Here is a 25,189-nt window from a genome sequence, read left to right as displayed (position 1 = left end):
CCCTAATTTTCTTCCAGTCCGCCCCATCTTTCAAATAAATCTGCCTCGATCCGGAATTGATCTAAAGCCTTTCCAACACTTTGTGCCACTATATCGTCCAACAATTTAGGATGATGATAAAAGCTTGGTACTGGAGGCAGAATAACTGCTCCGTTTTCCGTAACAGTTTGCATCAATTTTAAATGTCCAAGATGGAGTGGTGTTTCCCGCACCATTAAAACGAGCTTTCTTCTTTCTTTCAATGAAACGTCTGCCGCGCGTGTAATCAAGTTATCGTTAAAGCTATTTGCGACAGAGGAGAGTGTTTTAATCGAGCATGGAGCGATAATCATTCCGTCAACGAGAAAAGAACCACTTGAAATTGTTGCTCCTATATCATTTGAGTCATACAGGTGGGAGCATAGAGACTCAACCTGGTTTATGGTGTAGTCCGTTTCATGATGAATGGTTTTAACTGCGGCTGAACTAATGACAACATGGGATTCGATATTTAACTTATTAAGTGCTTCAATCAAACGAATTCCATAAATTGCCCCGCTTGCTCCAGTCATACCGATGACAATTTTTTTTTTCATATCATGACCTCTCTATCTTACTAATTTAATTCGTTACCACTCTACGCTTTAAATTCATTACTGAGATAGAAATCTCTCAGGAAGATAAGTTACTAGCTCTGGAACCAATGTAATTACAAGCAATACAATAACTGCGACTACAACAAAAGGAAAAATAGATTGGCTTAAACGCTGAACTGAAATTTTTGTTATACCTGAAACAACAAACAATACAATCCCAACGGGGGGAGTAATTAACCCGATCACTAAATTCAAACAAACAATTAAACCAAAGTGAACCGGATCAATTCCAAGCTCAAGCACTACCGGAAGTAAGACAGGAACAACAATAATAATGGCGGCAATAGGCTCTAAAAACATACCGACCACTAGTAAAAGAAGATTAATAATAAGCAGTATAATGATTGTGTTGGTGGAAATAGATAAAATAGATTCCGCTATTACTTGTGGAATACGTTCCATTGCCAAAGTCCATCCAAAAATGTTGGCACAAGCAACAATGATCATAATAGAAGCAGTAATCATGCCTGTTTTCTTAAAAACAGAAGGGATATATTTCCATTTGATTTCTCGATAGATGAACTTACCCACTAAAAAAGCAATTAAACTTCCAATAGCACCAGCTTCAGTCGGTGTAAAGCTGCCTGAAATGATTCCTCCTATAATAAATAAGGGAATCGTTAAGGCTGGAATGGCAATTAGCCACATTTTAATCACTTCTTGTAAAGAAGATCTCTTTCGAGTGGGGAAGTTTTTCTTTTTTGCATAAAAATAAGAAAGTAAAAAGAAACCACCTCCTAAAAGGATACCGGGAATGATCCCCGCTAAAAACAAAGCCCCAATGGAGGTTCCGGCTGAGACACCATAAATAATAAATACCATGCTCGGGGGGATGATCGGTCCAATAATAGCTGAAGCAGCTGTCACCGCTGAAGAGTACTCGTTATCATAGCCGTCCTTTCTCATTTCAGGAACCATTGACGAGCTTTGAATAGCTGCTACCGCATTTGCTGAACCAATGATGGCAGAAAGAAACATACTGACTAGTATATTCACATACGCCAGTCCGCCACGAAGATGAGAAATCAATGATCGGGCGAAATCAGTTAGTCTTCTAGTAATTCCACCATAATTCATTAATTCTCCTGCTAAAACAAAGAGTGGAATGGCCATTAAGCTAAAATTATCTGCAGCCACAATCATTCTTTGGGGAACACTTAGTAAAAAATCGATATTTCCAGTAAAAAACATATAAAATACACTCGACAAACCCAGCACAAATGCGATGGGCACACCCAGGATAAGCAGGATAAAGAACGCTATGATAATTGACATTTTTCACTCTTCCCCTTTCGATCTGTAATAATTTCTATCACAGATCGAATCCAATGTATGAACATAATGGAGAAAGCAACAGGAACTGAAAGATAAATATATTGCATTGGTAACCTTAATGCTGGTGAGACAGCATTGACCGTACTTGGGCTTGCCGCTTGTTTAAAACCATAATATATACAAACAATTATAAAGTTCGCTACAATCACTTGTATAATTAGCTTGTAAATCCACTTTGACTTCCGGCTGATTTTTTGATCTAGCAGATCCAATACAGCCAAGTCCGCGTTTCGATAAGCTACAGCGGCTCCGATAAATGTAATCCAAATGAGACAGTATCTTGCCAGTTCTTCACTCCAATAGATAGAAAATCCAAGAAATGTCCGACAGATTACTTGAACGATAATGGTTAATGTCATGATGATGCCTAAAATCGTAATAATTTTAATAGATATTCCATTTATAAGATTACTGACCCTATTCAACCTTTTCACCGCCTTATTTCATGTACAAGGAAAAATCAAACTTGAAATAAATAGGTTAGGAGCATTCTAACCTATTTATTTCTCTGATAAAGAATTGATCTGCATTAAGGGAAAACGAACATTTTTTATTCTTCCTTAATGTTATTCACTTCCTCGATCAATTCCTTTATTAATTCGTGGTTCTCAGCATATTTGTCATAGACAGGCTGAACTTTCTCAACAAATAACTCTCTATTTTCCAACTCTACGATATTTTCACCATTCGCTTTTAATTCTTCGATGGATTGCTCGTCTACAGTTTTCAGTTCAGTAATAATCCATTTTGATGCTTCTTTTGCTGATTCTTCCAGGATTTTTTGATGCTCCTCAGATAATGAATTGAACTTATCTAAATTAATAATATTTGCATTTGGCCAAGGAAAATGCCCTGTTAACGTAATATACTCCGTTACTTCATCAAATTTTTCATCTAGATAAGCTGGAAGATTTGCTTCATGCGCATCAATAACCCCGGTTTGTAGTGAACTGTAAATCTCACCATAAGGCATAGGTGTAGGACTCGCTCCCAGCTCATTAAATATATCCGTCATAAGCGGGCTTTCTGCTACACGAATCTTCAGTCCTTTCATATCATCTGGAGATTGAATTTGTGATACATTACTTCCAATATGACGGATTCCACTTTCATTGATTGCAAGACCTTTTACATTAATATCTTCTAAACTGTCTAGCATCTTTTGAATCGTTTCTGTTTCCAACGTCTTTTCGAAAACATCATAACTGTCAATTAAGAATGGCAATTGAAGCCCATCAAGTACTGGTGTAGAGCCACTGAATACAGCAGTTGTAATAAACCCTGCATCAAGTGATCCATTTTGAATACTTTGAAGCATGTCTACATCACCGCCAAGCTGACGTGCAGGAAAAATTTCGATTTCAATTTCTCCTGCACTTTTTTCATTTACTAATTCAGCGTATTTTTCAGCCGCTAAATGATAGGGATGTGTATCTTGTGTTACATGTCCTAACCGTAATGAAATGGTGTCTTCAGAATCACCTGTACTAGATCCTTCAGCTTCCCCTGATGAACCTTCTGAACCACAGGCAGACAGAACAAGTAAACAAAGAATTGCTGCAGAAAATAAAGACTTTTTCAATTCATTCTCCCCCTTTTTTATTTTGTACTAAGGCTAACCATAATTACTCTGAAAGAGAATATGGTGTGTAGCTGCAGAGAAAAAGCACTATAAAATATAAAAGTTTTAAAGCTCTATAAAAAAGTTCATTCACAGTTTATTTATGTGTGAACGATAGAGTTATCATCTTTTTGAAAGCGATTACATTTTGTTGCATAAAAATTTTTGGATATACAAAAAGTCTATAAATCCAATATATCGATTGTGTATCCTTTTTAAATGAATGAATTAATATGCTGATAATTCTCAATTATATTAATTTTCTTACTATTAATATAATTCATGCAGGTATTTTTTGTTTTAAATTCCTGCTTTTTTAATTGTAAAATAATCTTCTTTTAAAGATGATCGTTCATTTAAAATGTATTTTTTAATAGATCTTATATCTATTACAGCGGCATAATCACTGACTATATTGCCGTGATTATGCACTAAAGTCTTTTGGTAAGCAGGAGTATGTTAAAGCATTTTTTATATGTAATCAACTGTCATTTTCTTGTGAGACCGTAGGATGATCTGTTAAGATCCACACTGTTTCATATTTTTCATAAAGAGGTAATAGATTTGCCACTTCAGGGTCCATATCTTCATAATTTAAATTTCCTAAATAATAGAGGTCATATGAATTTAAATTTTTTTTATCTATTAACACCTTCTCCACTCTTTGATAGGCCTCAATTTTCGATATGTCTTTAAATTTACAAAAAATCCACCATATTTTACAATTAACATTCACCATGAAAACATGATCTTTTTTACTCACCTATCTCACCCTTTCTATAAATCAGTATCAAGCGCCCTTGACCCGAATGACCATCACAACAATATAAACCCCACAAAAAATGTAGGGTTTATACCAAATATTATTTACCTGTGAAGTTTGGTTTTCTCTTTTCATAGAAGGCCTCTACACCTTCTTTAAAATCATCCGTACATCTTAGCATTCCGTAAGCTCTTCCTTCAATTTCAAGACCTGTACTAAGCGGTCCTTCTTCAGCAGCATGAAGTACTTCCTTCGCTACGCGCTGTGCTAAAGGTGAAAACCTGGTCAGTTCCTTCGCCAGTGCATTCACTTCTGATTCCAGGTCACCCTTTGCAACCACCTTGGTCAGCAATCCCCATTGATAGGCTTCGTCAGCAGGAATTCTTCTTGCTCTCATAATCATATCTTTCGCCCTCGTGAGTCCAACTGCTTTTGCTACACGCTGTGTTCCTCCGCTTCCAGGGATCATACCCAGGTTCATTTCCGGCAGCCCTAAGAGCGTATCATCTGCTGCAATTCGAAAATCGCAGGCCATAGCAATCTCAAAACCTACCCCAAATGTATAGCCTTGAAGCTGTGCGATTACTGGTTTAGGAGAACGTTCTGGTGCTGCTACATTCACTCTTAAACGGGACAGTTCCTCAGGGTGAGTATCCATAAATTGCTGAATATTCCCTCCAGCACTAAACGCTTTATCCCCTTCTCCTTTAATGATAATGACACGAACGTTGTCATCCTTATCCAGCTCAGTGAAAATTTCAGCAAATTGAGCCCGAGCAAGCATACTGATGTAATTCATTTTTTCGGGCCGATCAAAAATGATCGTTGCCGTTTTACTTTCACTATTTTTTTCTACCCGAATATGATCATACGCAGTATTTGTTGTCATGGATCATTCCCCTTCCTAATTATCCTACTATTTTATTTTCGTTATTGAATAATTCATATTCTCCGTCCCGGAGCATGCGACGAAGAATTTTACCGACAGGACTTTTTGGTATTTCTTTGACAAACACATAGTTTCTCGGTCTTTTGAAATTTGAAAGCTTAGGATGGCTTTTACAATATTCATCAAGCTCCTGGACAGAAATCGAATGATCCTTCGGAACGATGTAAGCGCATACAATAAATCCCCACCGCTCATCCTCTTCTCCGCAAACAGCAACTTCTGACACCTTTTCATGTTTAGAGAGAACGTCCTCTACTTCCAGCGGATGAATATTTTCACCTCCAGAGATAATCATATCGTCAACTCTTCCAACTACATGCAGATCTCCGTCGTCATCCATAACACCTAAATCCCCAGTGAAATACCATCCTTCACGAATTGCCTTTTGAGTTGCTTCCGGTCTGTTCCAATAGCCTTTAAATGCTTCATCTGAACTAAGGGAAATAATGATTTCCCCAATTTCACCCTTGCCAACCTGGTGATCTGGAAGAGAGCCTCCATCAGTGTCAGCCTTCACAATACGAATGCTTTGCTGTAAACCGGCCTTGCCGGCACATCCCGGCTTTTCGATTACATTTGAACAAATCGTAAACGTGTAGATTTCAGTGCTGCCAAAATGGTTAATAAATACATCAGGTTTTAATAATTCCACACATTTTTCTGTCAATGAAGAAGTCATCGAGGCTCCTGCATAGCCGATTTTACGCAGTTTCTTTAAATCATATTGATCAAAGCTTTGGTGACATAAAATATCATGATATAAGGTTGGAACTAAGTATAAGGACGAAATTTCTTCACTGCTTAATAATTCCAGTGCTTCTTTTGCATCGAAATCAGGAAGAACCACATATTTTCCGTTTAGTAAGGTAATGGATAACAACGAACGTATTCCCATTGTATGGTACAGTGGCATCGTCCCTAATGTGCTCTCCCCGTCGCAGTATTGATTTTGAATCACATGTGCAACCGCAGCGGCGTACTCATTTTTTTGGCTTCTTGGTACGCCTTTTGGACGTCCAGTCGTCCCAGATGTATAGAGCATTAACGCAATATCATCCTCATGAATAGCCGGCTTATTGTAACTGCCAACGCTTCTATCTATCAGTTCATTGTAAAAAATGTCGGCTCCATCAACATTTCCCAAACCGATTAAAATCGGATTTTCTCTAAACGTTGCTTTCAGAACGGCATCCTGACTTGTACGTTCATACACAACCGCTTTTGCCTCTGCATCATTCACGCAGTATTCAACTTCCTTGGCAGTTAAACGATGGTTGATCGGTGTATAAACCGCACCTATTTTTTGACTAGCCCAATATATCACGACATTTTCAAGTCTATTTTTCAACACAACCATCACTCTGTCGTGTTGCTGAATCCCCATCCTTTGGAGAGATGAAGCAACCTTAATAATTTCCTTGTCCAGCTGCTTGTAAGTATATCGCTTGTCCTTTTCAACAATTGCGATTCGATTTGGATGACGATCGACTGCAAATTCAAACATGGTTGATAGATTCATAGTTTCAACTCCCTTCTGTAAAGGTCAGTTGTTTGTTTTCATCAACTGTTTTTTGAATGGCTTTCAAAATGCCATCATAGCCTGTACATCTGCAGAGATGTCCTGAAAGCATTTCTTTTAACTCTTTTGTTGACGGTACAGGATTTTTGGCTAAATAATCCTGTGCAGACATTAGAATTCCAGGTGTACAAAACCCACACTGCAGCCCGTGGCATTCTTTAAAATTTTGCTGTAATGGTGTTAATTCACCATCATGGCTCAGCCCCTCCACTGTTTGAATGTCCACCCCGTCTGTCTGAACAGCGAACATTAAACAGCTTCTTACCGCCGTGCCATTTACAATGACGGTGCAAGCACCACAAACCCCGTGTTCACACCCGACATGTGTGCCTGTCAGTCCACAATTTTCACGGATAAAATCACTTAAAAGTATTCTGGACTCTACTTCTTCAACATATTGTTTCCCGTTGATTGTGAGTCTAATAGAATGTGTTCCCATGCCGGTCACCTCCTGGCCCGATTGTATGCTGTTTGTAAAATCCTTTTTGTATAGACGGTTGCAAGATGTCTTCGATAGTCTGCAGAAGCATGAAGATCAGATTCAGGATCAACAACGCCTGTCACGATGTCAGCTACTTTGTTTAAAAGAGAATCTGACAGTTCTTCACCGATCATAATCTCATTTACTCCCTCCACTAGTAGAGGGACGGCTTCAACACCTCCCAAAACGAGACGGACATTAGAAATTTTATTATGATCATCCAGTGTTAGCTGGCAAGCTGAGGCGACAATTGCAAAGTCACCGTGACGGCGGGAAATTTCATCAAATGCGAATCCCACTCTTCCTTTCCAAATCGGAATATGAACCTCTGTCAAAAGTTCAGTAGGCATAACATCCGTCGTCAGGTATGTCACAAAAAAATCCTCTACTTGAACTTCTCTCGTCTCATCAGCAGACGCAATATGGACAGTTCCGCCAGATGCCATTAAAGCAAGTGGAATTTCCGCTGTTGGATCAGCATGAACGAGACTGCCGCCAAACGTGCCTCTATTCCTTGTTTGAAGATGACCGATAAATGGTACCGCTTCATGCAATAAACCAATGTTATCTTTAATCAGGTCTGATACTTCTACCCGACTTTGCCGTGTTAGCGTTCCAATTTTCACTTTGTCATCATCAGCTTCGATGAAATCCAGCTCATGCAGCTGATTAATATCGATTAGACACTCAGGTGAAGCCAATCTCATATTCATAATTGGAACCAGACTCTGTCCACCCGCAATAATTTTCCCATCAAAACCTGATTCCTCTAGTAATGAAAGTGCGGTATCCACAGTATTTGGACGATAGTAATCAAATTTTGGCGGTTTCAAGGTTTAACCTCCCTTCAAGCACTCATTTCATTTCGTTTCAATTCTTTTTCAAGCCTTTTGAAAAAATCCTGGATGATCAGCTTAGCTACTCCGCCCAGCATACGCTGTCCAATCATCGCCACCTTGCCGCCTACTTCTGCCTCGTATGAATAGGAAAGCTCTGTTGTATTTTCATCGATCGGTGTAAGATCAATCGTTCCGGCAGCTTCCACATTTCCCGGTCCGCCTTCACCTTGTACGATAAGCTTGTAATGGTTTGGTTTTTCGATATCCGCAATTTCAATCGTGGAATCATATTTTCCTTTTACAGCGGCAATCCCAACAGCAAGATCGGCCTGGTATTTGTTGTCACCGATCAGCTCAAGCTTTTTACAGCCTGTAATACATTTTTCCAGTACATTTGGATCAAGCAAAACATCCCAAGCTCTTTCAATTCCTGCCTCTAATGTGACATTTCCTTTTCCATCCATTATTGTTCACCTCTTTTAAGTAGTTTTCACCTTAGCACTTTGAAGTAATTCCCATATTTTTGTCGGGCTTAATGGCAATGAATCAATCACAATGTTATAAGGTGTCAGTGCATCACTTACCGCATTAGCTATTGCTACTGGGGCACTCATCGTATTTCCTTCACCCAAGCCCTTCGCCCCGAGCGGTGTAACTGGTGATGGTGTTTCAATATGCTTAATCGTGATGTTCGGTATTTCAGGCGCGGTTGGACATAAATAATCCATAAATGACCCTGTTAAAAACTGACCCTTATCGTCGTAAGCAAGTTCTTCGTACAAAGCTCCACCAAGCCCATGGACCAGACCGCCATAAATTTGCCCATCAACGATTAATGGATTTAATAGCTTTCCGGCATCGTGAATGGTGAAATAATCCAGAATCTTTACCTCAGCCGTTTCCGGGTCGATTTCAACTGTGACCATGTCAGCAACAAAACCGTAAGTAATGGACGAATTAATTAAGTCATTTTCATCCGGCGGCTCTGCGATGGATGCAGTATAGTAGTACGTTTCATAAATTCCTGGCTGCATTCCATCAGGAAGAGATAACGGATTCCAATGTGCGGAACCCGCTGCTCTTTTCACGGAATATTTCTTTGACGGGTTACTTTTTGAACGGATTATAGCGCTTTCAATTTCAAGATCATCTTTATTTGTTTGCAGGTGATGGGCTGCTATTTTAAGAATTTTCTCCTTTACTCTATGGGCCGCATAATAGACGGCACTTGACCCTAAAGAAGCAAACCGGCTGGAATAACTTCCTGATGCAATGGACCAGGCGCTGGTTGCCGTATCTAATTCAGCAACCACATTAATTTGTTCTCCCGGGATTTGCAGAACATCTGCTACGATTTGAGCAGCTACGGTTTCATGTCCCTGACCTGATGGTGTTGTACTTATGCGTACATTAACATTTCCCATCGGATCCATTGAGATCGTGGCCGCTTCTGCACAGCCTGACTTTGGCAGCGAGGCTGCCCTTTCTTCAGGCGTAAGCGCGATCGTAATATAGCCCATATTTGATCCCGAAGGTTCAACAATACACGCCAAACCGACACCGAAAATCTTGCCTTCTTTTCTTGCCTTTTCCTGCTTCTCACGAAATTCTGTATATTTTCCTGTTGCTAAAGCAAGCTCAAACCCTTTTTCATAATCACCGCTGTCATAGATCCCTCCAGAGGCTGTTTGATAAGGAAATTTTTCTGTTTTGATTAAGTTCCTTCTGATCACATCAGCAGGATCTAATTGAAGCTCAAGCGCAATCATTTGCATCATCCGCTCAAGCGGAAAATAAAGCTCCTGACCTCCGTATCCCCTGATCAGTCCAGTCGGCAATTTATTCGTCATGACGATATATCCATCTACCATCAGATTAGGGATATCATAGGCGCCTGTAGTATTCGCATGGGTTCGATATAAACAGGCAGGCTCAGGGGCACGGATATAGGCACCGACATTATCAATCATTTTCATTTTAAGGCCTAAAACCTTTCCGTCCTCTTGAACTGCCGCTTCGATATAGGTGACACGGTCCGTTCCACTTGAACTTGCAGATAGATGTTCCTGGCGATCTTCAATCCACTTAACAGGACATCCTGCAATGCGGCTTGCGATTGCACAGAGAACCATATATGGGAACGTTCCCGCTTTAATTCCGTAGCTGCCTCCAATGTCCTTTGGCACAATGATTCTTAAACGGTTGCTGGGAATTTTCAAGGCTCCTGCCATGACCGCTTGAATCACAAATGGTCCATGAAAATTTGCGTTGATTGTATATTGATCTGAGCTTGATTCATACTGTGCAATGATTCCATATGTTTCAACAGGTGTAGCTGAATACTTAGGAAAATTGAATCTATGCTTAATAATACGGTCTGCGTTTTTGAATGCAGAATGTGCGTCACCATAATGGAAGCTTCGATGATTGGCAATGTTAGATCCTACGTTTTCATGTAATAAAGGAGCATCGTCGTCCATTGATTTCTCGATATCAACAATCGCTTCAAGCGTTTCGTATTTCACCTTCACTAATTCAGCTGCGTCCTCTGCAATGTATCGGTTTTTTGCAATGACGACCGCTACCGGCTCTCCAACATAACGAACCTTATCAACCGCAATTGGATAGTATTTGACCGGAGCACTTACCCCCACACTAAACGGGTTTAAATATTGAACAACGTCCTTTCCAGTAATAATACCTTTTACACCCGGAACCTCCAGCGCTTTTTCAATCTGGATGGATTGTATATTGGCATGCGGGTATGCACTTCTTACTATCGCAATATGTGCAGTATTTGGCGGCGTTCCGATGTCGTCTATATATTTTCCTTGTCCCATTAATAATCTTGCATCTTCAACACGTGGAACTGGTTTTCCAACTACATTTTCCATTTGCTAGACCTCCTCCCCAAGCAATGCTTGATAATCTGCTTTTGTATCAATATCTGGAGCCAGTTTCTTTTGCATCGTTGCGTAATAAACCTGTTGTTGATATTGCTGGATAACAGATCTTCCACCCTCATCTCCAGTAACCATCATTAATGGAGGAAACAAGGATCTACTGAAAAGCACCGGATGTCCTTTTTGATTTTCATAGCTTGCCTGTACAATCAAAGGCCGGGTCTTCTGAGAATAGTACTCTCTTATGACGATATTAATATCGTCTGCTGTTACTAATGGCTGGTCTCCGAGTAAAAACATGGCTGCGTCCGCATCCTCAGGTACAGATTGCAGCCCTTTTTTCATCGACTGGGACATCTCATTAGAAGAACGATCGTTAAGAATAGTATGAATGCCTCCGACAGCTGAAGCTTCCTTTATAAGCTCCGGGATATCAGCATTCACTACGGCAGATATTCCGTATAACTGTGAATGTAAGCCGTGATCAATCACATGCCGAAAGATCGATTTCTCTTTAAAAGGGAGGAGCATTTTAGCGGTTCCCATCCTTCTTGAAAAGCCTGCCGCAAGGACAATCCCCCAAATCTTTGGATTCATGTATTCCATACCACCTCACATCCACTCCTAGTTTCGACTAAAGGGTGTGATTTCACGTCACTGAGCTTTGAACCTGTTCCCCCGCGATACACGAGCATGATTTCGGCTATTATACTTAAGGCGATTTCTTCAGGCGTCTTTGAGCCTATATCCAAGCCAATTGGACTGTGGATGTTATCAATTTCTGTATTCATTTTAAGACCCATACTCGTTTTAATTAATTCATTCGTTCTTTTTCTTGGACCAAGCAGGCCGATGTACGCTGCATCTTTAGTAAAAATTTGCTCCAGTATGAGCTGATCCTGCAAAAAATTATGCGTCATTAAAATGACATAGGAGTTCCTGTTAAGCTCAATCTCAGGAGCTGTTCCAGCAGGATAAATGAGCAGCCGATCCACATCTGGAAAATTCTCTTCTGTGGCAAATGCCGGTCTGTAGTCCAGTACCGTAACCTGCCAATTTAAAGATTTCGCCATTCGCACAATTGGAACGGCATCAGGTCCAGCTCCAAAAATCATAAGCTGCGGAGGCGGGGTCGTACATTCATAAAAAACCTGGAGTTCACATTTCTCCCCTATCATGCTTCGACCATTTTTCAGCGTTTCCCGCTGATGTAAATAGTCAATAAGGATGTCCTTATTTTCTATTTCAGGAAATTCTTCCGAGTCAGGATCAATCATCCATTTGGTTCCGACTAATGATTGTTCAGCAGACTCAATAATGGTTATACAGTGCATAGGTTTAGTTAACGCAGCTTTATAATACGCATTAATACTGACGGCTCTTTCGTTTCCCCGTTTTGGAAGAAAAGGCTCAAGAAAAATATCCATTTTGCCGTTGCATCCTAATCCAAGACCCCAGACAAGATCACCCTCATCCTGAAAATCATACTCTACGATTTTAGGAATTCCTGATTCTAATATTTGAAAAGCGTATTCCTTCAAATCCCCTTCAACACATCCGCCGCTTAAAAGTCCAGTGATTTTTCCATCCTCATGAATGAAGCATTTGGCGCCTGTTTTTTGATAGGTAGAGCCTTCTGTGGAAATAATGGTTCCGATTACACCATTTGATCCGTTTTGTAGACACTTTTGTATTTCCTTTTGAATGGCAATCATGATATACTCACCTCCCGCTTTAAGCTTTTAAAGATGCACTTGCTTTCCAGTGAAATTGTTCCCGATATTCACTCGGTGTTTTTCCTACAATTTTTTTGAATGCTGTGGCAAAATAACTTGAGTTTGCAAAACCGGTATTGTTTGCAATCACTTCAATTGGCAAAGAAGAAAGCCGAAGCATTCCTTTTGCTTTTTGCACCCTGACAAATGATAAATATTCAACAAATGTCATTCCAGTATCTTCTTTAAATAAACGGCTGAAGTAAGAAGGACTCAAATACACAAGATCGGCTATTCCCTTTAATGTCAGCTGTTCGCCGTAGTTCAGTTGAATATACTGGATTGTGCTTTCGATTGGATTCTTGATATCTGATAAAAACTGACCTGATTGTTTATTGGTTCCGTTATTTAATTCCGAACTGATCTCTGGAGCCAGTACCCGGTCAAATGTTTCAATTAATTCATTTTTTGAAAGCGGTTTCAATAAATAGGAAGAAAAACCCGAGTTAATCGCATCTTGAGCTAACTCAAACATCTTCAGCTGAGTGACGACAATTACCGGCAGTGTGGGATATAATTGAAGTGCTGTTCTCCCGAATTTAATTCCATCCATATCAGGTAATGAAAGATCGATAATAAGGGCACTTGGTTGACTTTGCTTCAAAAGGAGCAGGCCTCTTTGAACTGTACTTGACTCATATATAGATAAGAAGTGATATTTGCTTTCTTTTATTATCGTACATATCTCTCGTCTAGCTAGTTGATCATTATCAACAATCAGCAATTCAGCCAAGCTTTCTCCCCCTCTTCTTAAATCCTAGTAGACTTCGTTAAGGAACAGTTTCATTATTTTGCTTTTTATTATTTGATTTTAATTGTTTTTATAATTTTCTAATTATTTTAAATATTATTGCACAAATTTGCATGTATGTTTCAATTTATCACTTTTTACTCTTAGAATTCTTATTAATTTTCAGTTGTTTTACAAAATATTACATATAAGATCCGCATCTTGTGTTCAACTTGGGTATAAATATCCCTGGGGTCAGTATAAGAGTAAACGTTAAGATAAGAGTTCTTCATGATGTAATTAACTCATTGATCATCGATAATACATGCCTTGCTATGAATTGAATACATAGGAAAGGATAATCAGCTCCTCATTTGTCTCTTACAGTACGTTCAAGTAAGTACCATCCCAATATAGTTCGTGGGAAAGCAGCTAAATTCCTTCAAAACTCGCCAATCGGCCTGGACGTACTGGTATTCAGATCTTATAAGAATAGGCTCCTCCTTTGCAGGTTCAAAAGCAGGCAAGTATGTACTTACTCCTATTCCTATTCAACACTTTTGATATATAGGTAATAACCATCAATGACTTCTCCAATACTCCTTACCTCTTCACCAGGTATCGTGGGTCGCTGGTTCTGCAGAACATGATGTTAATTTTAAAATACGGTTGACACACTGTTAGCTATACAAGTAAAATAGTCGTTAATTTCATAATTTTCTTATCGAGAGCGGTGGAGGAACCTGGTCCTGTGATCCCGCGGCAACCTGTTTTTAGAACAAGGTGCTCATTCCAGCAGACACTTTCTGTCTGAAAGATAAGAGTCGGGACGTTCAAATCAACCCTGCTATTTTTCTTACAGAAAAGTAGCAGGGTTTTTTTAATTTCGGATGGAGGGAAAATTAAATGGCAGATCAGCAAACACAGAAGAATTCAGCATTACGTTACATTTACCGAGGAAGAAGTAAATAAAGGAGATTTTATTCAATGCGTTCAAAACACTGTCCGGCTTACAACCTGCTTATGGATGCAGACGTAGAAATTGAAGTAATCTGGACATTCAAAGAGGAGGAGAAAATATGAGTTCATACGGATTATGGGTCATTTCACTGGCCGTACTATATACGTTCGCCCTCATCATTGTCGGTAATATAGCGAAACGTAAAGCCAGCCGCGGCGAGCAATATTTTGTTGGAGGAAGGACGTTCAGATGGTGGACGGTTGCCTTTTGTATTACCGGACTCTTCTCAGGTTCTACGTACATATCGATCGTTGAGCTTTCCTACCTGACAGGAATTTCAGCAATTTGGTACGGGATCGCAGAAACAATACAAGTCTTACTGATTGCCTTATTATTAATCAAATCATTCCGTGAAAAGTTAATTGTCACGATTACAGGATTAATCGGTGATCAATTCGGCAGACGTGCTAAAGCTTTATCGGGCGTGATTACGGCGTTTGCCTTTCCGATGTGGTCCGTAGCTACAGCTATTGCTTTTGCTTCTGCCTTTCATGTGTTTACTGGCGTTTCGTTGTCCCTATCCATCGCTTTTACAGCCCTCTTACTATTTGTTTATTTACAATCAGGGGGTATGTGGGCTATAGCATTTACACAGACGATGAACACGTTTATTTTTGCCATCATGTTTATAATTGGGACTGTGGCATTCTTTATCAACCCGGGTATCTCCGGCTTGCAGCAACTTGCCGCCGATCAGCCGAACATGTTTGATTGGGGAGGCGCTGGTCTTCAAGTGATCCTTGTATGGTTTGCCACTTTCTTAGTAAACGTAATTTTAGCGCAAGCTGCTTTTCAGATGGCCTTATCTTGTAAAACACCTGAGGAAGGTCGCAAAGGCTTACTCGTAGCAGAAATAATGAGTGTACCTTTTATTCTATTAGGTATCCTGTTTGGTTTGTCTGCCGCTGCGGTCGTTCCTGACGCCAGTATGGGACTGGTTGCACTTCCCCAATATTTAATGGAAGTACTGCCCGCACCACTGGTTGGCCTGTTCTTTTTAGGCATCTGGGCTTGTGCTCTCGGATGGGGAGCGCCTTGTCAGTTCTCAGGGGCAACCAGTCTTGGTAAAGACGTCGGAAGCGCCATTTTCCCCGGCGCTTCTCCAGAACAGCTCGTTAAGTATACAAAATGGTCGCTGCTGCTGTTGACAGGACTTATGATTATCTTCGGCTTCCTGCGTACTGAACAAGCCGCCTGGTGGAACGTACTTGCATGGACAATGAGAAACTCTGCCACTTTTGCACCTGTAGTCGCTGCATTATTCTGGCCGCTTGTTACAAAGCGGGCCGTCCTCGGAGCGCTATTCGGCGGGTTTGCAGCAGGCTTAACCTGGTATCACCTGAGCAATTGGCACCCTGCTGATTTCTTCTTGAACATTCACCCGGTTTGGGTAGGAATGAGCGTCAACATTCTCGTTATGGTATTGTTTACCGTTGTTTTCAACTATGGAAATTGGAAGATCATCAACAACCGCTCTGTAAAAGGAGGCGGTGTGTTGACAATTCTTGTAGCACTGATTGTCATTAACGGCTTATTCTATGAATCTCTCCACGCCGCTGGTGTGATAGGTTTGACCCTCTTCCTTAATGTATTAGCTGTATTTATCGGAAGTATTATTTTTATCAAACCAAAAGTAACCGAAGGATCTGTTCAGGAACAGGTGGTTTCTTAAAGATTAAGGGATCCCTATGAAAATCGTTCAAATATTGTAAAGAAAACCTTAAAACATGTACTACAAAAAAGCTTGAACATTTTATTTGGCTCTAAGCTTTTTTGTAGTACCTTTCTTTTCATAGATTAATATAAGAGAGTTTACATCACTAGGATGCAAAAGTCAGCAGTATTGGCTAGCGACCGTAGCCTATGTATATTGACAAAAATGATGGCTTGAAAAAACATTCATCCTTTTGATTTGACCGGTATCACAAACCCATACAGAAGAGGTGTCCTCTATATAATAGAAGGAAACCCCTTGCTGCCATTCATTTACCCATTCAATTGGAATTGCACCTATTTCAGCAAAGTAAGAAATTCCCTCATAAATCCCGGCAGATCTGGCCATGCTTGACCCGATACAAGGTTTTGGTGAAGGTGTACCTGTTCGTCGATGTATTTTGCTCCGCAGGCTAATACATCAGGTCTGCAGGAAGGATAGGCTGTATATTCTCTTCCTTCCATCAATTCAGGGATTACACTCAGTAACTGAGCCGCGTGACAAATTGCTCCAACAGGCTTATTTTCCTTGAAAAAGTGACTGATAATAGGGGCCACGGCTTCATTCATACGGATATATTCTGGTGCGCGACCTCCTGGTATAATGAGGCCATCAAATTCCTCCGGGCTAATATCTGTAAATGCGGCATGAGATTGAAGAGCGTAAGCAGATTTTTCCACAAATGTCTCCATACCCTCTATAAAATCATGGACAACCGTATACAGCTTCTTCACTGCAGGAGAAGCAATCGTGACATCATACCCCTCCTCTAAACAACGGTAATAGGGATAATAAATCTCCAGTGCTTCTACCGCATCTCCTGAAACTATGAGTATTTTTCTGCTCATGAAACCAGCCTCCTGTGTAAGATTTTTGCTCTGTTAAAGTTGGCTGCCTGTTTCCGCTTCAATCAACAGCTGTGTATAAACAATAATGACCTTTAACAACGACAAAAAAATTATTTGTAGCTCTAGATGTTACAACCTAAACGAGTTTATATTGCTCAAAGCTCAAAAGTTTATACATCAATATCGAAAGGTCATTAAGTCATCTTCACAAATATGGCTCGACACTACTTCAAGTGATGTTTCTAAGGCTGGATAAAAAATCTCTTCAAGCATCATACCAATCTTAAGTTTTATTCTTATGTATACTATCTTAATAGACGATTATACGGATGGATGGGTATTTTAGGAACGGTACTTGCTTCAACGATCACACAAAAACAGTCTTTCAATTCTTTTTTATTTGTCGCAAGTGGTATTATCGTTGGCATATTAATTCATGACGTTGCTCTATCCTTTATTGTGCATTACAGCAGGCAATTACTTAATCAAAAAGCTATAAAATGGGTTTCTATTATTGCCGGAATTTTATTGATTGGATTTAGCTTTTACTTTGGGTATGAATTTATTCTGGAATTACAAAGTATGCACTGAAAAGAAAGGAATTCCAGCTAATCGATCGTTAAATGCAAGGACGATCATTCCCCCTTTTATATGTGTATCCTGATTATTTCTTCCTGAATAAGAGCAAGTTGTGATCTGAAATAAAAAAGCTTTGAACAGTGATATTTAAAATCACTGTTCAAAGCTTTTTTTACTAAATAGCTGATGGATCTTCTGCTTCCGTTTCCTTATCCAATACATTCTCAATATAATCTTTACCCCACTCATACATAACATCCAGAATTGGTATAAGACTTTTACCATGCTCAGTCAATGAGTATTCAACTTTTGGTGGAACGACAGGGTACACTTCACGGTGTATGATTAAATGATCTTCAAGTTCACGTAATTGATTTACAAGCATTCTCTGGGTAATCCCTGGTATAAGGGACTTTAATTCACCAAATCGTTTTGTTCCTTCCTTACCTAAATGCCATAAAATCAACATTTTCCATTTACCACCGATTATTGAAAGTGTTAATTCTTTTTCACAGTTAAAGGTTTTATTCCCCAAATTCGGCATCCACTTCACTCCCCCTTATGTTATCCATTAGTATACTTTTTATTACTATATGCTTTAAAGGTGCGTACTATTTATGTTCGAACATACCAAGTATACTTTAAAACGTGCTATTGAGTAAAATGTTTTACAAAGTTTCTGTAAAAACAGGGATTTCCAACCTCCTGTACTCTAATGATAAAAATGCGATAAATTTTTTTAATATAAATGATAAGTTTTTTATCGGCAGCTATAGAAAATTTATCATTTATATTGAGGAGATTCATCATAATAGGCACCTCAAAATTCAATTATTTTTATCAAATTACACCTGAGATTACAGTACTAATCTCAATTTATACAGTTTTGCTTTTTGGAAATTAAAATCATAAAAGATGTATTAATTGTGTGGAAATATCAGTTTATACATCTGTCAGGAGGTTTCATCGTGTTAAAAAAAGATGAAGTAAATAATATTGTAAGCGAAAAAAAATTCCACCATGTTTTACAACCATTATTTTGTATGGAGGATTGGAAACAGGTTGGTTTCGAAGCGCTCTTACGCTTTCATTCTGTTGATAACTCCAAGATGCTTTTCAAATCTGCAATTGAGCACAATTTGTTGTATGAATTAGACACTTGCTCCATTTACAATATTTTAAATACAGATTGGATAAGAAACAATAGATTGTTTGTAAATGTATACCCCTCTACCATAATGAACCCTTTGTTTATTGGATTTCTGGACGATCTAAATGAGTTCTGTACCAGATCCTCAGAAATAATATTTGAAATTAGTGAAGCAGAAAAAGTATTAGATTTGAGTTCATTCAGGCAAATCGTAGACATATTAAAACAAAAAGGGTATGGAATTGCTATTAAGGATCTTGGTATAGAAGAGACATCATTGAAATCTGTTATTGATTTAGAACCAGACTACGTAAAATTAGACAAATCCATTTCTAAAGGGCTATTCAATTCAGATAAAAAGCAAAACGAAGTTAAAATGATGTTAGAGGTTTGTCAGCAAAAAAAGATGAAATTGATTCTGGGAGATATAGAAGATGAAAAGGATTTGGCAATAGCCAAAATGTTAGGCGTCCATATAGGACAAGGTTTTTTATTGGGGAAACCATTAGAGTAGGATGGAGTTTGTTTTAGAGATAGGAAATTTTAATGGAGTGGAAAATAAAAACGCCAAACCTTTATTTATAAAGGTTTGGCGTTTTTTGGGGGACGACCTTACATCATGCCGCCCATATATCACCAGGGTAAATGAGCGTTCATACATGTAAATTTGAATCCGTTTTTATTAGTTTCTTCTATATAATGTGTGTTTTTTGAAAACCTGCATAAATCCACGTTAATTATTTGTAGCTACAGATTTGCTACATTAAAGCTATTGAGTAACGCGATCATCAAATAGTTCAAAGTACTAGATTTTCACTTTTGATCATACTCATGTTTTACTCTGTTAATATGGTTCGTCAATCTTGTTAATACTATCTAGGTAATCCCTTAGTTCTTTAATTTTTTCTAAAGTTATCGTTATATTCTCGTTTTCTCTTTTTGCTTCTTCTATATCATTAGCATTTGTAAAATACTGATAATGTACATGCAAATCTTTATTTAATTCAATAAAAGAATCCTCTGCGTCCTCGACATCATCTACTGTCTTAAACATATATGCAGCAGCATTAGATAAATCTAAAATAGCCGGCACTGAACCTTTATAATTTTGTGTTTCTGTTTCAAAGTCAGTTGAATTCAGTATAGCGTACTGCTTCTCTAAATCAGTCTCAATATTATTTATAACCAATTGAACAGCAGAAAGTAAATAATATATTTCTTCTTCTTTCTTTTTAGAATTATCGTAAATATTGAATGCTAATGTAATTGCTAAGCATGTTGAAAATAGAATAGATATCGCTAAAATATTACTTTTTCGTTCCATTTAGTTTACTTCACCTCAAATATGAACCCTGAATTAGTTAAATCATACCATAAATTTCATAGTATTATCTGACAACTCCTCCATTTATATAAAATCAACACCTGTTATTTCATCAAATAAAATTTTCGATTGTTCAGCTGCGCTCGTCAAAATTATGTTGCCTTTTTCATAATTAATTTCTTTCGGTGTTCCAATAAGACTTATTTCTTCTTTGTTTTTGAAAATAGAGATCTTCACTACCACCTGGAACTCTATGGCCTCTTGAATATTTAAAATTATTATCTCTGCCATATGGTCCTCTATTTCAGGCTTTTCAGGTTCAGCATAATTTATATGAAAAACTCCTGTTGTATCTCCGTACTTTTCACGGAAACTTTCAATAAAACATTGAACTTCCGGATCATCCTTATACATAAATTAATTCTCCTCCAATAACAATTATACGAACTTATGTTCTTATTGTATATCATCCATTCATATTTGTTAATTTTTATTATTTTTATTCATGAAGGTATTGTAAGATTGTAGTAAATGACTGGAGAAGAATGAATTGAATACTTATAAGTCAACAGCTCATTGGCAGGAAACAAAGATGCTTCTGAGCATTCTGCGTAATTATCGAGTGTCTTTTAAGGAGCACACCAGTGAGGAGAAGGAGATTCTACTGTACTTCAAGGTTAAGAAAAAGAGTTTTGACCGTTATATATTTGTATTGGATATCAAGAAATCGAAGGCTGGTCCTGGCAATGCAATTGATGAAATATTTAGTCTGTGCCAGTACATAGAGGATAGTGTAGTATGTGTACCACATTGGATCGAGAAGAATTTCAAATACGTGAGATGTATAGAAAGTAATAGAACCCCTGCCGGCTAAAGCAGGGGATTTTTTTATTTCAATTCATCGTAATTTTTAAACATTTGCCATGCCTGCTGTCTCGTAACTGGAAGTGTCGGTCGAGTTCCATTTGAAATGCCTTTTTCTTTTGCCCATTCTTGAGCGTCTGCATGAGCAGGGTACACTTTAGCTTCAGGATCTACGAGAAAACCAACGCGATTTAGAATAGTAGCGATCGCTCCAATCGCATCTGACTCAGAAATATCACCTTTCTCGGTCTGCTCAGCATGCTCTCTTGAACTGAAGATACCTACTGTGTGAGCATCTTCGAATAATTTAACGGTTTCTTTCCTGAATGTAGGACTATTTGGTTTGAACAAAATGGTTTCCTCCTTAGGATCATTTTTAGTTGGTGCTGTTGCCCCCGGTACTGCAGGCGGTTTAACGGCTGCCTGCAGTGCTTTCTTCGACTGTGGGCCATATACGCCATCTGCAGACAGTTTTCTACTCGACTGAAAAGCTTTCAATGCGGTTTCACTTGCTGGTCCAAATATGCCATCAGCTGTGATCTTATAACCAAGAGCAATCAACAGTTTTTGCATTTCTTCTACTGCAACACCTTCATCGCCGTTTTCGAGGTAATCACGTTCTGCAGCTGCTTGTACACTTCCGAATGACGGCCGCTTACCTGCCTGAAGGTCTACCCAGGTCAATCCTTTTGTATATTCTAGGTGAGGTGCATCCACAAACCCTTTCCAATCTCCACCCCATGTGAAGCCTAATGTTTTTCCAATCTGGGCTACCCGGCGCCATTGTGCGTTGACTACCCAGATTGCTTTTAAACCATCATCTGAGACTAAAAAGTAATCAATAGCCAAACCGTAATTATGAACAGATTGACCTGGCTGAGCGTTTGATACGATGCTGCCTGAATTGCCATAGTGTTTTCCATTCCACCAGTAGTTTGGTCGACCCATTCCGTATATAGAGGCTTGTTGAGTATTGGAACGATAGCCTGAGCTGATTTGAACGTTAATTCCTTCACGGTATGATCTTGTGATTAATTCAACAGCAAGTGTACGAATTTGAGGTACGACAGCACCCATATTACGCACACTACGGTCAATAAGCGTTTGTAATAATACTCTACTCAACTTTTGTCACCCCGTCCCTGAAGTTGAAAATCTCAAACAACCCCGTAGCTGATAGTCCTGCCAGTCCACCGGCCCATAACCTTAATGTCAAATCAAGGTCAATAAAAGGAATAGCAGCAAATCCGATAAAGAGACCCACGACAACTGCAAGAGCAGGTACAAAATTCTTTTTAATCGTAAATGATCTTTTAGCGAGTTCAACTAACGCAAGAATAATCAGTAATAGCACAGTTCCAAAAGCAAGTACATCTTTCATTACTTCGTTTACTTCATTCATTTTCATCAACCTTCTTTCGATATAGTTTCTTTTCCATTCGATCTACACGATTTTCCACTGTCACTAAGGTGGATTGCATTGACTGAAGCGTTCTGGATGTCTCCTGCTGTATTTCATTTGACCTATCTAAATGATTAAGCAAACGCTCTTCACGTCGGTTTGCTTCTGCTCTGGCCACGTCATTTGCAGTCTGAAGTTGTCTTTCTCGCTCAACATTCTCTTTTCTCATTTCTCGAATGACAGCTGCGGCAAGAATAATACAACAGACTGCCCAGACAGCCTGCGAATTTGCGATCTCCTGTGCTAATTGCATAAGCGCCCCCTAAAAGTAGTAGATTTAAAAATGTACAATATAAAAGAGCACCTCAATTGAGATGCTCTTGTCTGTCTTTATTTATTTGCCATAACTGTGATGCCGTTAAGAAATTTTTCTATCTCTTCTCCATGCAGGTTAAACACTGCTTCTTCCCCACCTTTAGTATAAGAACCAGTTAGTATACCATTTCTTAAATCAAAGTTTTTAATAAAGATTGTGTCATCCACAATTCCCTTAACAAGCTTGAATGAATTCACTAACTATACTCCCCTTTGAAAATATTTTCTCATTTAGTAATCGTATTGCCTTTCATTAATAAGTTTTTCAGTCGCTTCCCATACAACTTGAATTGCTGGATGCAATTCTTTTTTAGGCACTCTGCTATAAACTGATTCGTATAGGGAAATTTCATCACGAAGTCCACTTGCTACTGCATATGCATCTTCAGCTTTAGCTGATTTTAATTTCCTAAGCATGAAATCAAAGTCATCCATAGCTGCATATCGGTTTAGTTTAACTGAGACTATAAGCGTAGAAACTACTGAAAGTTTTTTTAAGTTTGGTGAACTAGTTGCATTAAAAACTGCAACCATTTTAGTTGATACAGTCTCAGCAAAAGAGAACATGTATCCACCAGATTCTAGTGCGAGAGCTTTAGAGTAAGCCTCTAAAACAGGCTCAAATTCCGAGATAAAATTGCTTGAGTAAACTGTTAAAAGCTTGTTTGGAATTTTGTTAAATACCGCAATAACATCTTCTTCATCTTCCAAACTAAATATTAATTGCAGTATTTTCCGTAGGTTATCATTATCATATTCATTGTTTTTTAATTTTTCATCAGCAACAGAAAATAATTGTTCAATTTGTGAATTGATGTCTAATGATGGATCGCTTGCTCTTTTAGCATCCAGAATAGCATCATAAAATTGACCAATAGATTGATACCTTTCATTAGGGTCGTCCCGCGTCGCTTTTTGAATAACATACCAATAGTTAACTGGTACTGACTGAGGATTTAAAACGATAGGATTCAAACCTGAAAGTAATTCGTAAAATGTTTTTCCAAGTTGAAATATATCCCCTCGCTGGTCTGCATTTTTTGTTCCGGCACTTTGCATAAACTCAGGAGGTATATATCCTTGTGTCCCCATGTAAATATTTGACCTTGTCAATACTGTCGACTCACGTACATTAAATTTTGCCAACCCTAAATCTGAAACGACGACTCGTCCATCTTCAAAAACTAGAATATTATCAGGTTTTATATCACGATGGGTATGACCACTTGAGTGAATTGCACCAATTCCAGTAGAGATTTTCCCCATCATTTCTATAATTCTATCTGTATCCCCCTGCAATTCTGTAAGCATATTACTTAAGGATTTATTTGCAATCGGCATAGTAAAGTACGGAGGTGAATGTTCTACATTTGAACTCAAAATTTCAATTACGTTTTCATGCTTAATACCTTCCATAATACGAATTTCTCTATTAAACCTTCTAATATCTTCATGATCTTCTGAAGTGCAATACTTTAACGCAAAGACTTCTTCATTATTAATATCTCTTACTTTTAAAACCTTCCCGTACCCTCCGCCGCCGATATCATCAATCACTTCTAATCTTTCATCAATAATGTCTCCTGGCTGAAAATCAACGATCATAATACTAACTCCCTTTCTAATTTGGTATGATCATCTATTTCAACAAAAGATTGGTATCTCCTCCTTTTTTTCACATTAAAAACACACCTATTTCCAGGTATGCTTACGACGCATAAGATTCCGAGTGTTTAATTACTCACTTGTTAAAATCTCAACCACGATAGTCCGTAAATTTCCTGCATCGGGCACTTGGTCAATTGTTCTACGCCCTGCCAGGATTAAAATAGCGTATGAGTTTGCAATTGCGCTGTCTGTTGTAAAAGTCATTTTCAACATCTCCTTAGTTTGTATTATGAAAAGTTTAAGCAGCGAGAACATCTGAAACTACCTGTCGCAAATTTTGATAGTCAGGCACTTGATCTATTGTCCTTCTACCCTCCTTGATTAATAGAACATAATCTTGAACAATTCGGCTTTGAGAAGTAAACATTTAAACGCCTCCATTCATACCGAATATTAATTCAAACATTTCAGCGTTAGATTCAGCCATTTCAAGGCGTAATTGCTCATTTTCTGTTGGTGGAATATCCGCTAAAATAGCCTGATGTGGCGAAACAGAAACATCGACACCAACTATTTTCTTACCTCCAGGAACTTCCACTTCTAAATACTGAATACCGCCTTGCGGAAGCGCATAGTCTCCTTTTACATTAGAAAATATTTTTCCGTTATCATCGTAAATAATTAATGAATTCAT

29 protein-coding genes and 1 riboswitch are annotated in these 25,189 nt (G+C 38.6%); of the genes, 3 read left to right on the top strand and 26 right to left on the bottom strand.

Annotated elements, in window-relative coordinates; translation table 11 throughout:
• Positions 1-2 precede the first annotated feature (2 nt).
• The 14 genes from LG330_RS04680 to LG330_RS04615 all read right to left on the bottom strand — a co-directional run bounded on the left by LG330_RS04680 (position 3) and on the right by LG330_RS04615 (position 13,613).
• Complete coding sequence (locus LG330_RS04680; protein ID WP_404407806.1) at positions 3-575, bottom strand: UbiX family flavin prenyltransferase; 573 nt, start codon at positions 573-575, stop codon at positions 3-5.
• A gap of 57 nt (positions 576-632) precedes the next feature.
• Positions 633-1,910: a TRAP transporter large permease gene (locus LG330_RS04675; protein ID WP_404407804.1), complete on the bottom strand. Its 1,278-nt coding sequence runs from the start codon at positions 1,908-1,910 to the stop codon at positions 633-635.
• Positions 1,895-2,395: a TRAP transporter small permease gene (locus LG330_RS04670; RefSeq protein WP_404407803.1), complete on the bottom strand. Its 501-nt coding sequence runs from the start codon at positions 2,393-2,395 to the stop codon at positions 1,895-1,897. Before LG330_RS04670 ends, LG330_RS04675 begins: the two co-directional genes overlap by 16 nt.
• A gap of 125 nt (positions 2,396-2,520) precedes the next feature.
• A complete protein-coding gene (locus LG330_RS04665; protein WP_404407801.1) occupies positions 2,521-3,552 on the bottom strand; it encodes a TRAP transporter substrate-binding protein in 1,032 nt (343 codons plus the stop codon).
• 520 nt (positions 3,553-4,072) lie between these two features.
• Positions 4,073-4,354 carry a hypothetical protein gene (locus tag LG330_RS04660; RefSeq protein ID WP_404407799.1) on the bottom strand — a complete coding sequence of 94 codons (282 nt, stop codon included), beginning with the start codon at positions 4,352-4,354 and terminating at the stop codon, positions 4,073-4,075.
• A 100-nt stretch (positions 4,355-4,454) separates the two neighbouring features.
• A complete protein-coding gene (locus tag LG330_RS04655) occupies positions 4,455-5,243 on the bottom strand; it encodes an enoyl-CoA hydratase/isomerase family protein (RefSeq protein ID WP_404407797.1) in 789 nt (262 codons plus the stop codon).
• Between the two features lie 19 nt (positions 5,244-5,262).
• On the bottom strand, positions 5,263-6,822 hold the full coding sequence (locus tag LG330_RS04650) for an AMP-binding protein (RefSeq protein ID WP_404407795.1): 1,560 nt from the start codon (positions 6,820-6,822) through the stop codon (positions 5,263-5,265).
• 4 nt (positions 6,823-6,826) lie between these two features.
• Complete coding sequence (locus LG330_RS04645) at positions 6,827-7,321, bottom strand: (2Fe-2S)-binding protein (RefSeq protein WP_404407793.1); 495 nt, start codon at positions 7,319-7,321, stop codon at positions 6,827-6,829.
• A gap of 5 nt (positions 7,322-7,326) precedes the next feature.
• A complete protein-coding gene (locus tag LG330_RS04640; protein WP_404407791.1) occupies positions 7,327-8,196 on the bottom strand; it encodes an FAD binding domain-containing protein in 870 nt (289 codons plus the stop codon).
• A 14-nt stretch (positions 8,197-8,210) separates the two neighbouring features.
• On the bottom strand, positions 8,211-8,666 hold the full coding sequence (locus LG330_RS04635) for a carbon monoxide dehydrogenase subunit G (RefSeq protein WP_404407789.1): 456 nt from the start codon (positions 8,664-8,666) through the stop codon (positions 8,211-8,213).
• Between the two features lie 15 nt (positions 8,667-8,681).
• Complete coding sequence (locus tag LG330_RS04630) at positions 8,682-11,096, bottom strand: xanthine dehydrogenase family protein molybdopterin-binding subunit (RefSeq protein WP_404407787.1); 2,415 nt, start codon at positions 11,094-11,096, stop codon at positions 8,682-8,684.
• Between the two features lie 3 nt (positions 11,097-11,099).
• Positions 11,100-11,702 carry an NTP transferase domain-containing protein gene (locus LG330_RS04625; RefSeq protein ID WP_404407786.1) on the bottom strand — a complete coding sequence of 201 codons (603 nt, stop codon included), beginning with the start codon at positions 11,700-11,702 and terminating at the stop codon, positions 11,100-11,102.
• A complete protein-coding gene (locus LG330_RS04620; protein WP_404407784.1) occupies positions 11,699-12,820 on the bottom strand; it encodes an XdhC family protein in 1,122 nt (373 codons plus the stop codon). Before LG330_RS04620 ends, LG330_RS04625 begins: the two co-directional genes overlap by 4 nt.
• A gap of 19 nt (positions 12,821-12,839) precedes the next feature.
• A complete protein-coding gene (locus LG330_RS04615) occupies positions 12,840-13,613 on the bottom strand; it encodes a DNA-binding response regulator (protein WP_404407782.1) in 774 nt (257 codons plus the stop codon).
• A gap of 715 nt (positions 13,614-14,328) precedes the next feature.
• A riboswitch (SAM riboswitch) is annotated at positions 14,329-14,434 on the top strand.
• 255 nt (positions 14,435-14,689) lie between these two features.
• On the opposite strand from LG330_RS04615, the gene LG330_RS04610 reads away from it, so the two are divergent.
• Complete coding sequence (locus LG330_RS04610; protein WP_404407781.1) at positions 14,690-16,303, top strand: sodium:solute symporter; 1,614 nt, start codon at positions 14,690-14,692, stop codon at positions 16,301-16,303.
• Positions 16,304-16,641: 338 nt separating this feature from the next.
• Here LG330_RS04610 and LG330_RS04605 read toward each other — a convergent pair whose 3' ends face one another.
• The gene (locus LG330_RS04605) at positions 16,642-17,193 is read right to left on the bottom strand and encodes a DJ-1/PfpI family protein (protein ID WP_404407779.1); all 552 of its coding nucleotides are present in this window, start codon (positions 17,191-17,193) and stop codon (positions 16,642-16,644) included.
• A 333-nt stretch (positions 17,194-17,526) separates the two neighbouring features.
• Here LG330_RS04605 and LG330_RS04600 point away from each other — a divergent pair, with 333 nt between their 5' ends.
• Positions 17,527-17,784: a LysE family transporter gene (locus LG330_RS04600; protein WP_404407777.1), complete on the top strand. Its 258-nt coding sequence runs from the start codon at positions 17,527-17,529 to the stop codon at positions 17,782-17,784.
• Positions 17,785-17,947: 163 nt separating this feature from the next.
• On the opposite strand, the gene LG330_RS04595 is transcribed toward LG330_RS04600, so the two are convergent.
• Positions 17,948-18,316, bottom strand: a complete 369-nt coding sequence (locus LG330_RS04595) for a winged helix-turn-helix transcriptional regulator (protein ID WP_404407775.1) — start codon at positions 18,314-18,316, stop codon at positions 17,948-17,950.
• A gap of 424 nt (positions 18,317-18,740) precedes the next feature.
• Here LG330_RS04595 and LG330_RS04590 point away from each other — a divergent pair, with 424 nt between their 5' ends.
• Complete coding sequence (locus LG330_RS04590) at positions 18,741-19,436, top strand: EAL domain-containing protein (RefSeq protein ID WP_404407773.1); 696 nt, start codon at positions 18,741-18,743, stop codon at positions 19,434-19,436.
• Between the two features lie 330 nt (positions 19,437-19,766).
• Here the strand turns inward: LG330_RS04590 and LG330_RS04585 are convergent, their stop codons facing one another.
• From LG330_RS04585 to LG330_RS04540, 10 genes are all read right to left on the bottom strand, one after another.
• Positions 19,767-20,246 (bottom strand): hypothetical protein, encoded by a 480-nt coding sequence (locus tag LG330_RS04585; protein ID WP_404407771.1) that lies wholly within the window; start codon positions 20,244-20,246, stop codon positions 19,767-19,769.
• 84 nt (positions 20,247-20,330) lie between these two features.
• Entirely contained in the window at positions 20,331-20,660 is a 330-nt protein-coding gene (locus LG330_RS04580) for a YolD-like family protein (RefSeq protein WP_404407769.1), read from the bottom strand.
• Positions 20,661-21,134: 474 nt separating this feature from the next.
• On the bottom strand, positions 21,135-22,235 hold the full coding sequence (locus tag LG330_RS04575) for a peptidoglycan-binding protein (protein ID WP_404407767.1): 1,101 nt from the start codon (positions 22,233-22,235) through the stop codon (positions 21,135-21,137).
• The gene (locus tag LG330_RS04570) at positions 22,228-22,512 is read right to left on the bottom strand and encodes a holin (RefSeq protein ID WP_404407765.1); all 285 of its coding nucleotides are present in this window, start codon (positions 22,510-22,512) and stop codon (positions 22,228-22,230) included. The genes LG330_RS04575 and LG330_RS04570 overlap by 8 nt, the downstream gene beginning before the upstream one ends.
• Entirely contained in the window at positions 22,505-22,825 is a 321-nt protein-coding gene (locus LG330_RS04565; RefSeq protein WP_404407764.1) for a hypothetical protein, read from the bottom strand. The genes LG330_RS04570 and LG330_RS04565 overlap by 8 nt, the downstream gene beginning before the upstream one ends.
• 77 nt (positions 22,826-22,902) lie before the next feature.
• Positions 22,903-23,085 (bottom strand): hypothetical protein, encoded by a 183-nt coding sequence (locus LG330_RS04560; protein ID WP_404407762.1) that lies wholly within the window; start codon positions 23,083-23,085, stop codon positions 22,903-22,905.
• 33 nt (positions 23,086-23,118) lie between these two features.
• Entirely contained in the window at positions 23,119-24,492 is a 1,374-nt protein-coding gene (locus LG330_RS04555; RefSeq protein WP_404407761.1) for a protein kinase domain-containing protein, read from the bottom strand.
• 132 nt (positions 24,493-24,624) lie between these two features.
• Entirely contained in the window at positions 24,625-24,759 is a 135-nt protein-coding gene (locus LG330_RS04550) for a CD1375 family protein (RefSeq protein ID WP_404407759.1), read from the bottom strand.
• A gap of 34 nt (positions 24,760-24,793) precedes the next feature.
• Positions 24,794-24,922: a CD1375 family protein gene (locus tag LG330_RS04545; RefSeq protein ID WP_404407758.1), complete on the bottom strand. Its 129-nt coding sequence runs from the start codon at positions 24,920-24,922 to the stop codon at positions 24,794-24,796.
• A complete protein-coding gene (locus LG330_RS04540) occupies positions 24,923-25,189 on the bottom strand; it encodes a hypothetical protein (RefSeq protein ID WP_404407756.1) in 267 nt (88 codons plus the stop codon).

Source organism: Jeotgalibacillus malaysiensis, assembly GCF_044789845.1.
GTDB lineage: Bacteria > Bacillota > Bacilli > Bacillales > Jeotgalibacillaceae > Jeotgalibacillus > Jeotgalibacillus malaysiensis_A.
Note: the sequence above shows the minus strand (reverse complement) of the source record. Positions and strands in the feature narration are given on the sequence as shown.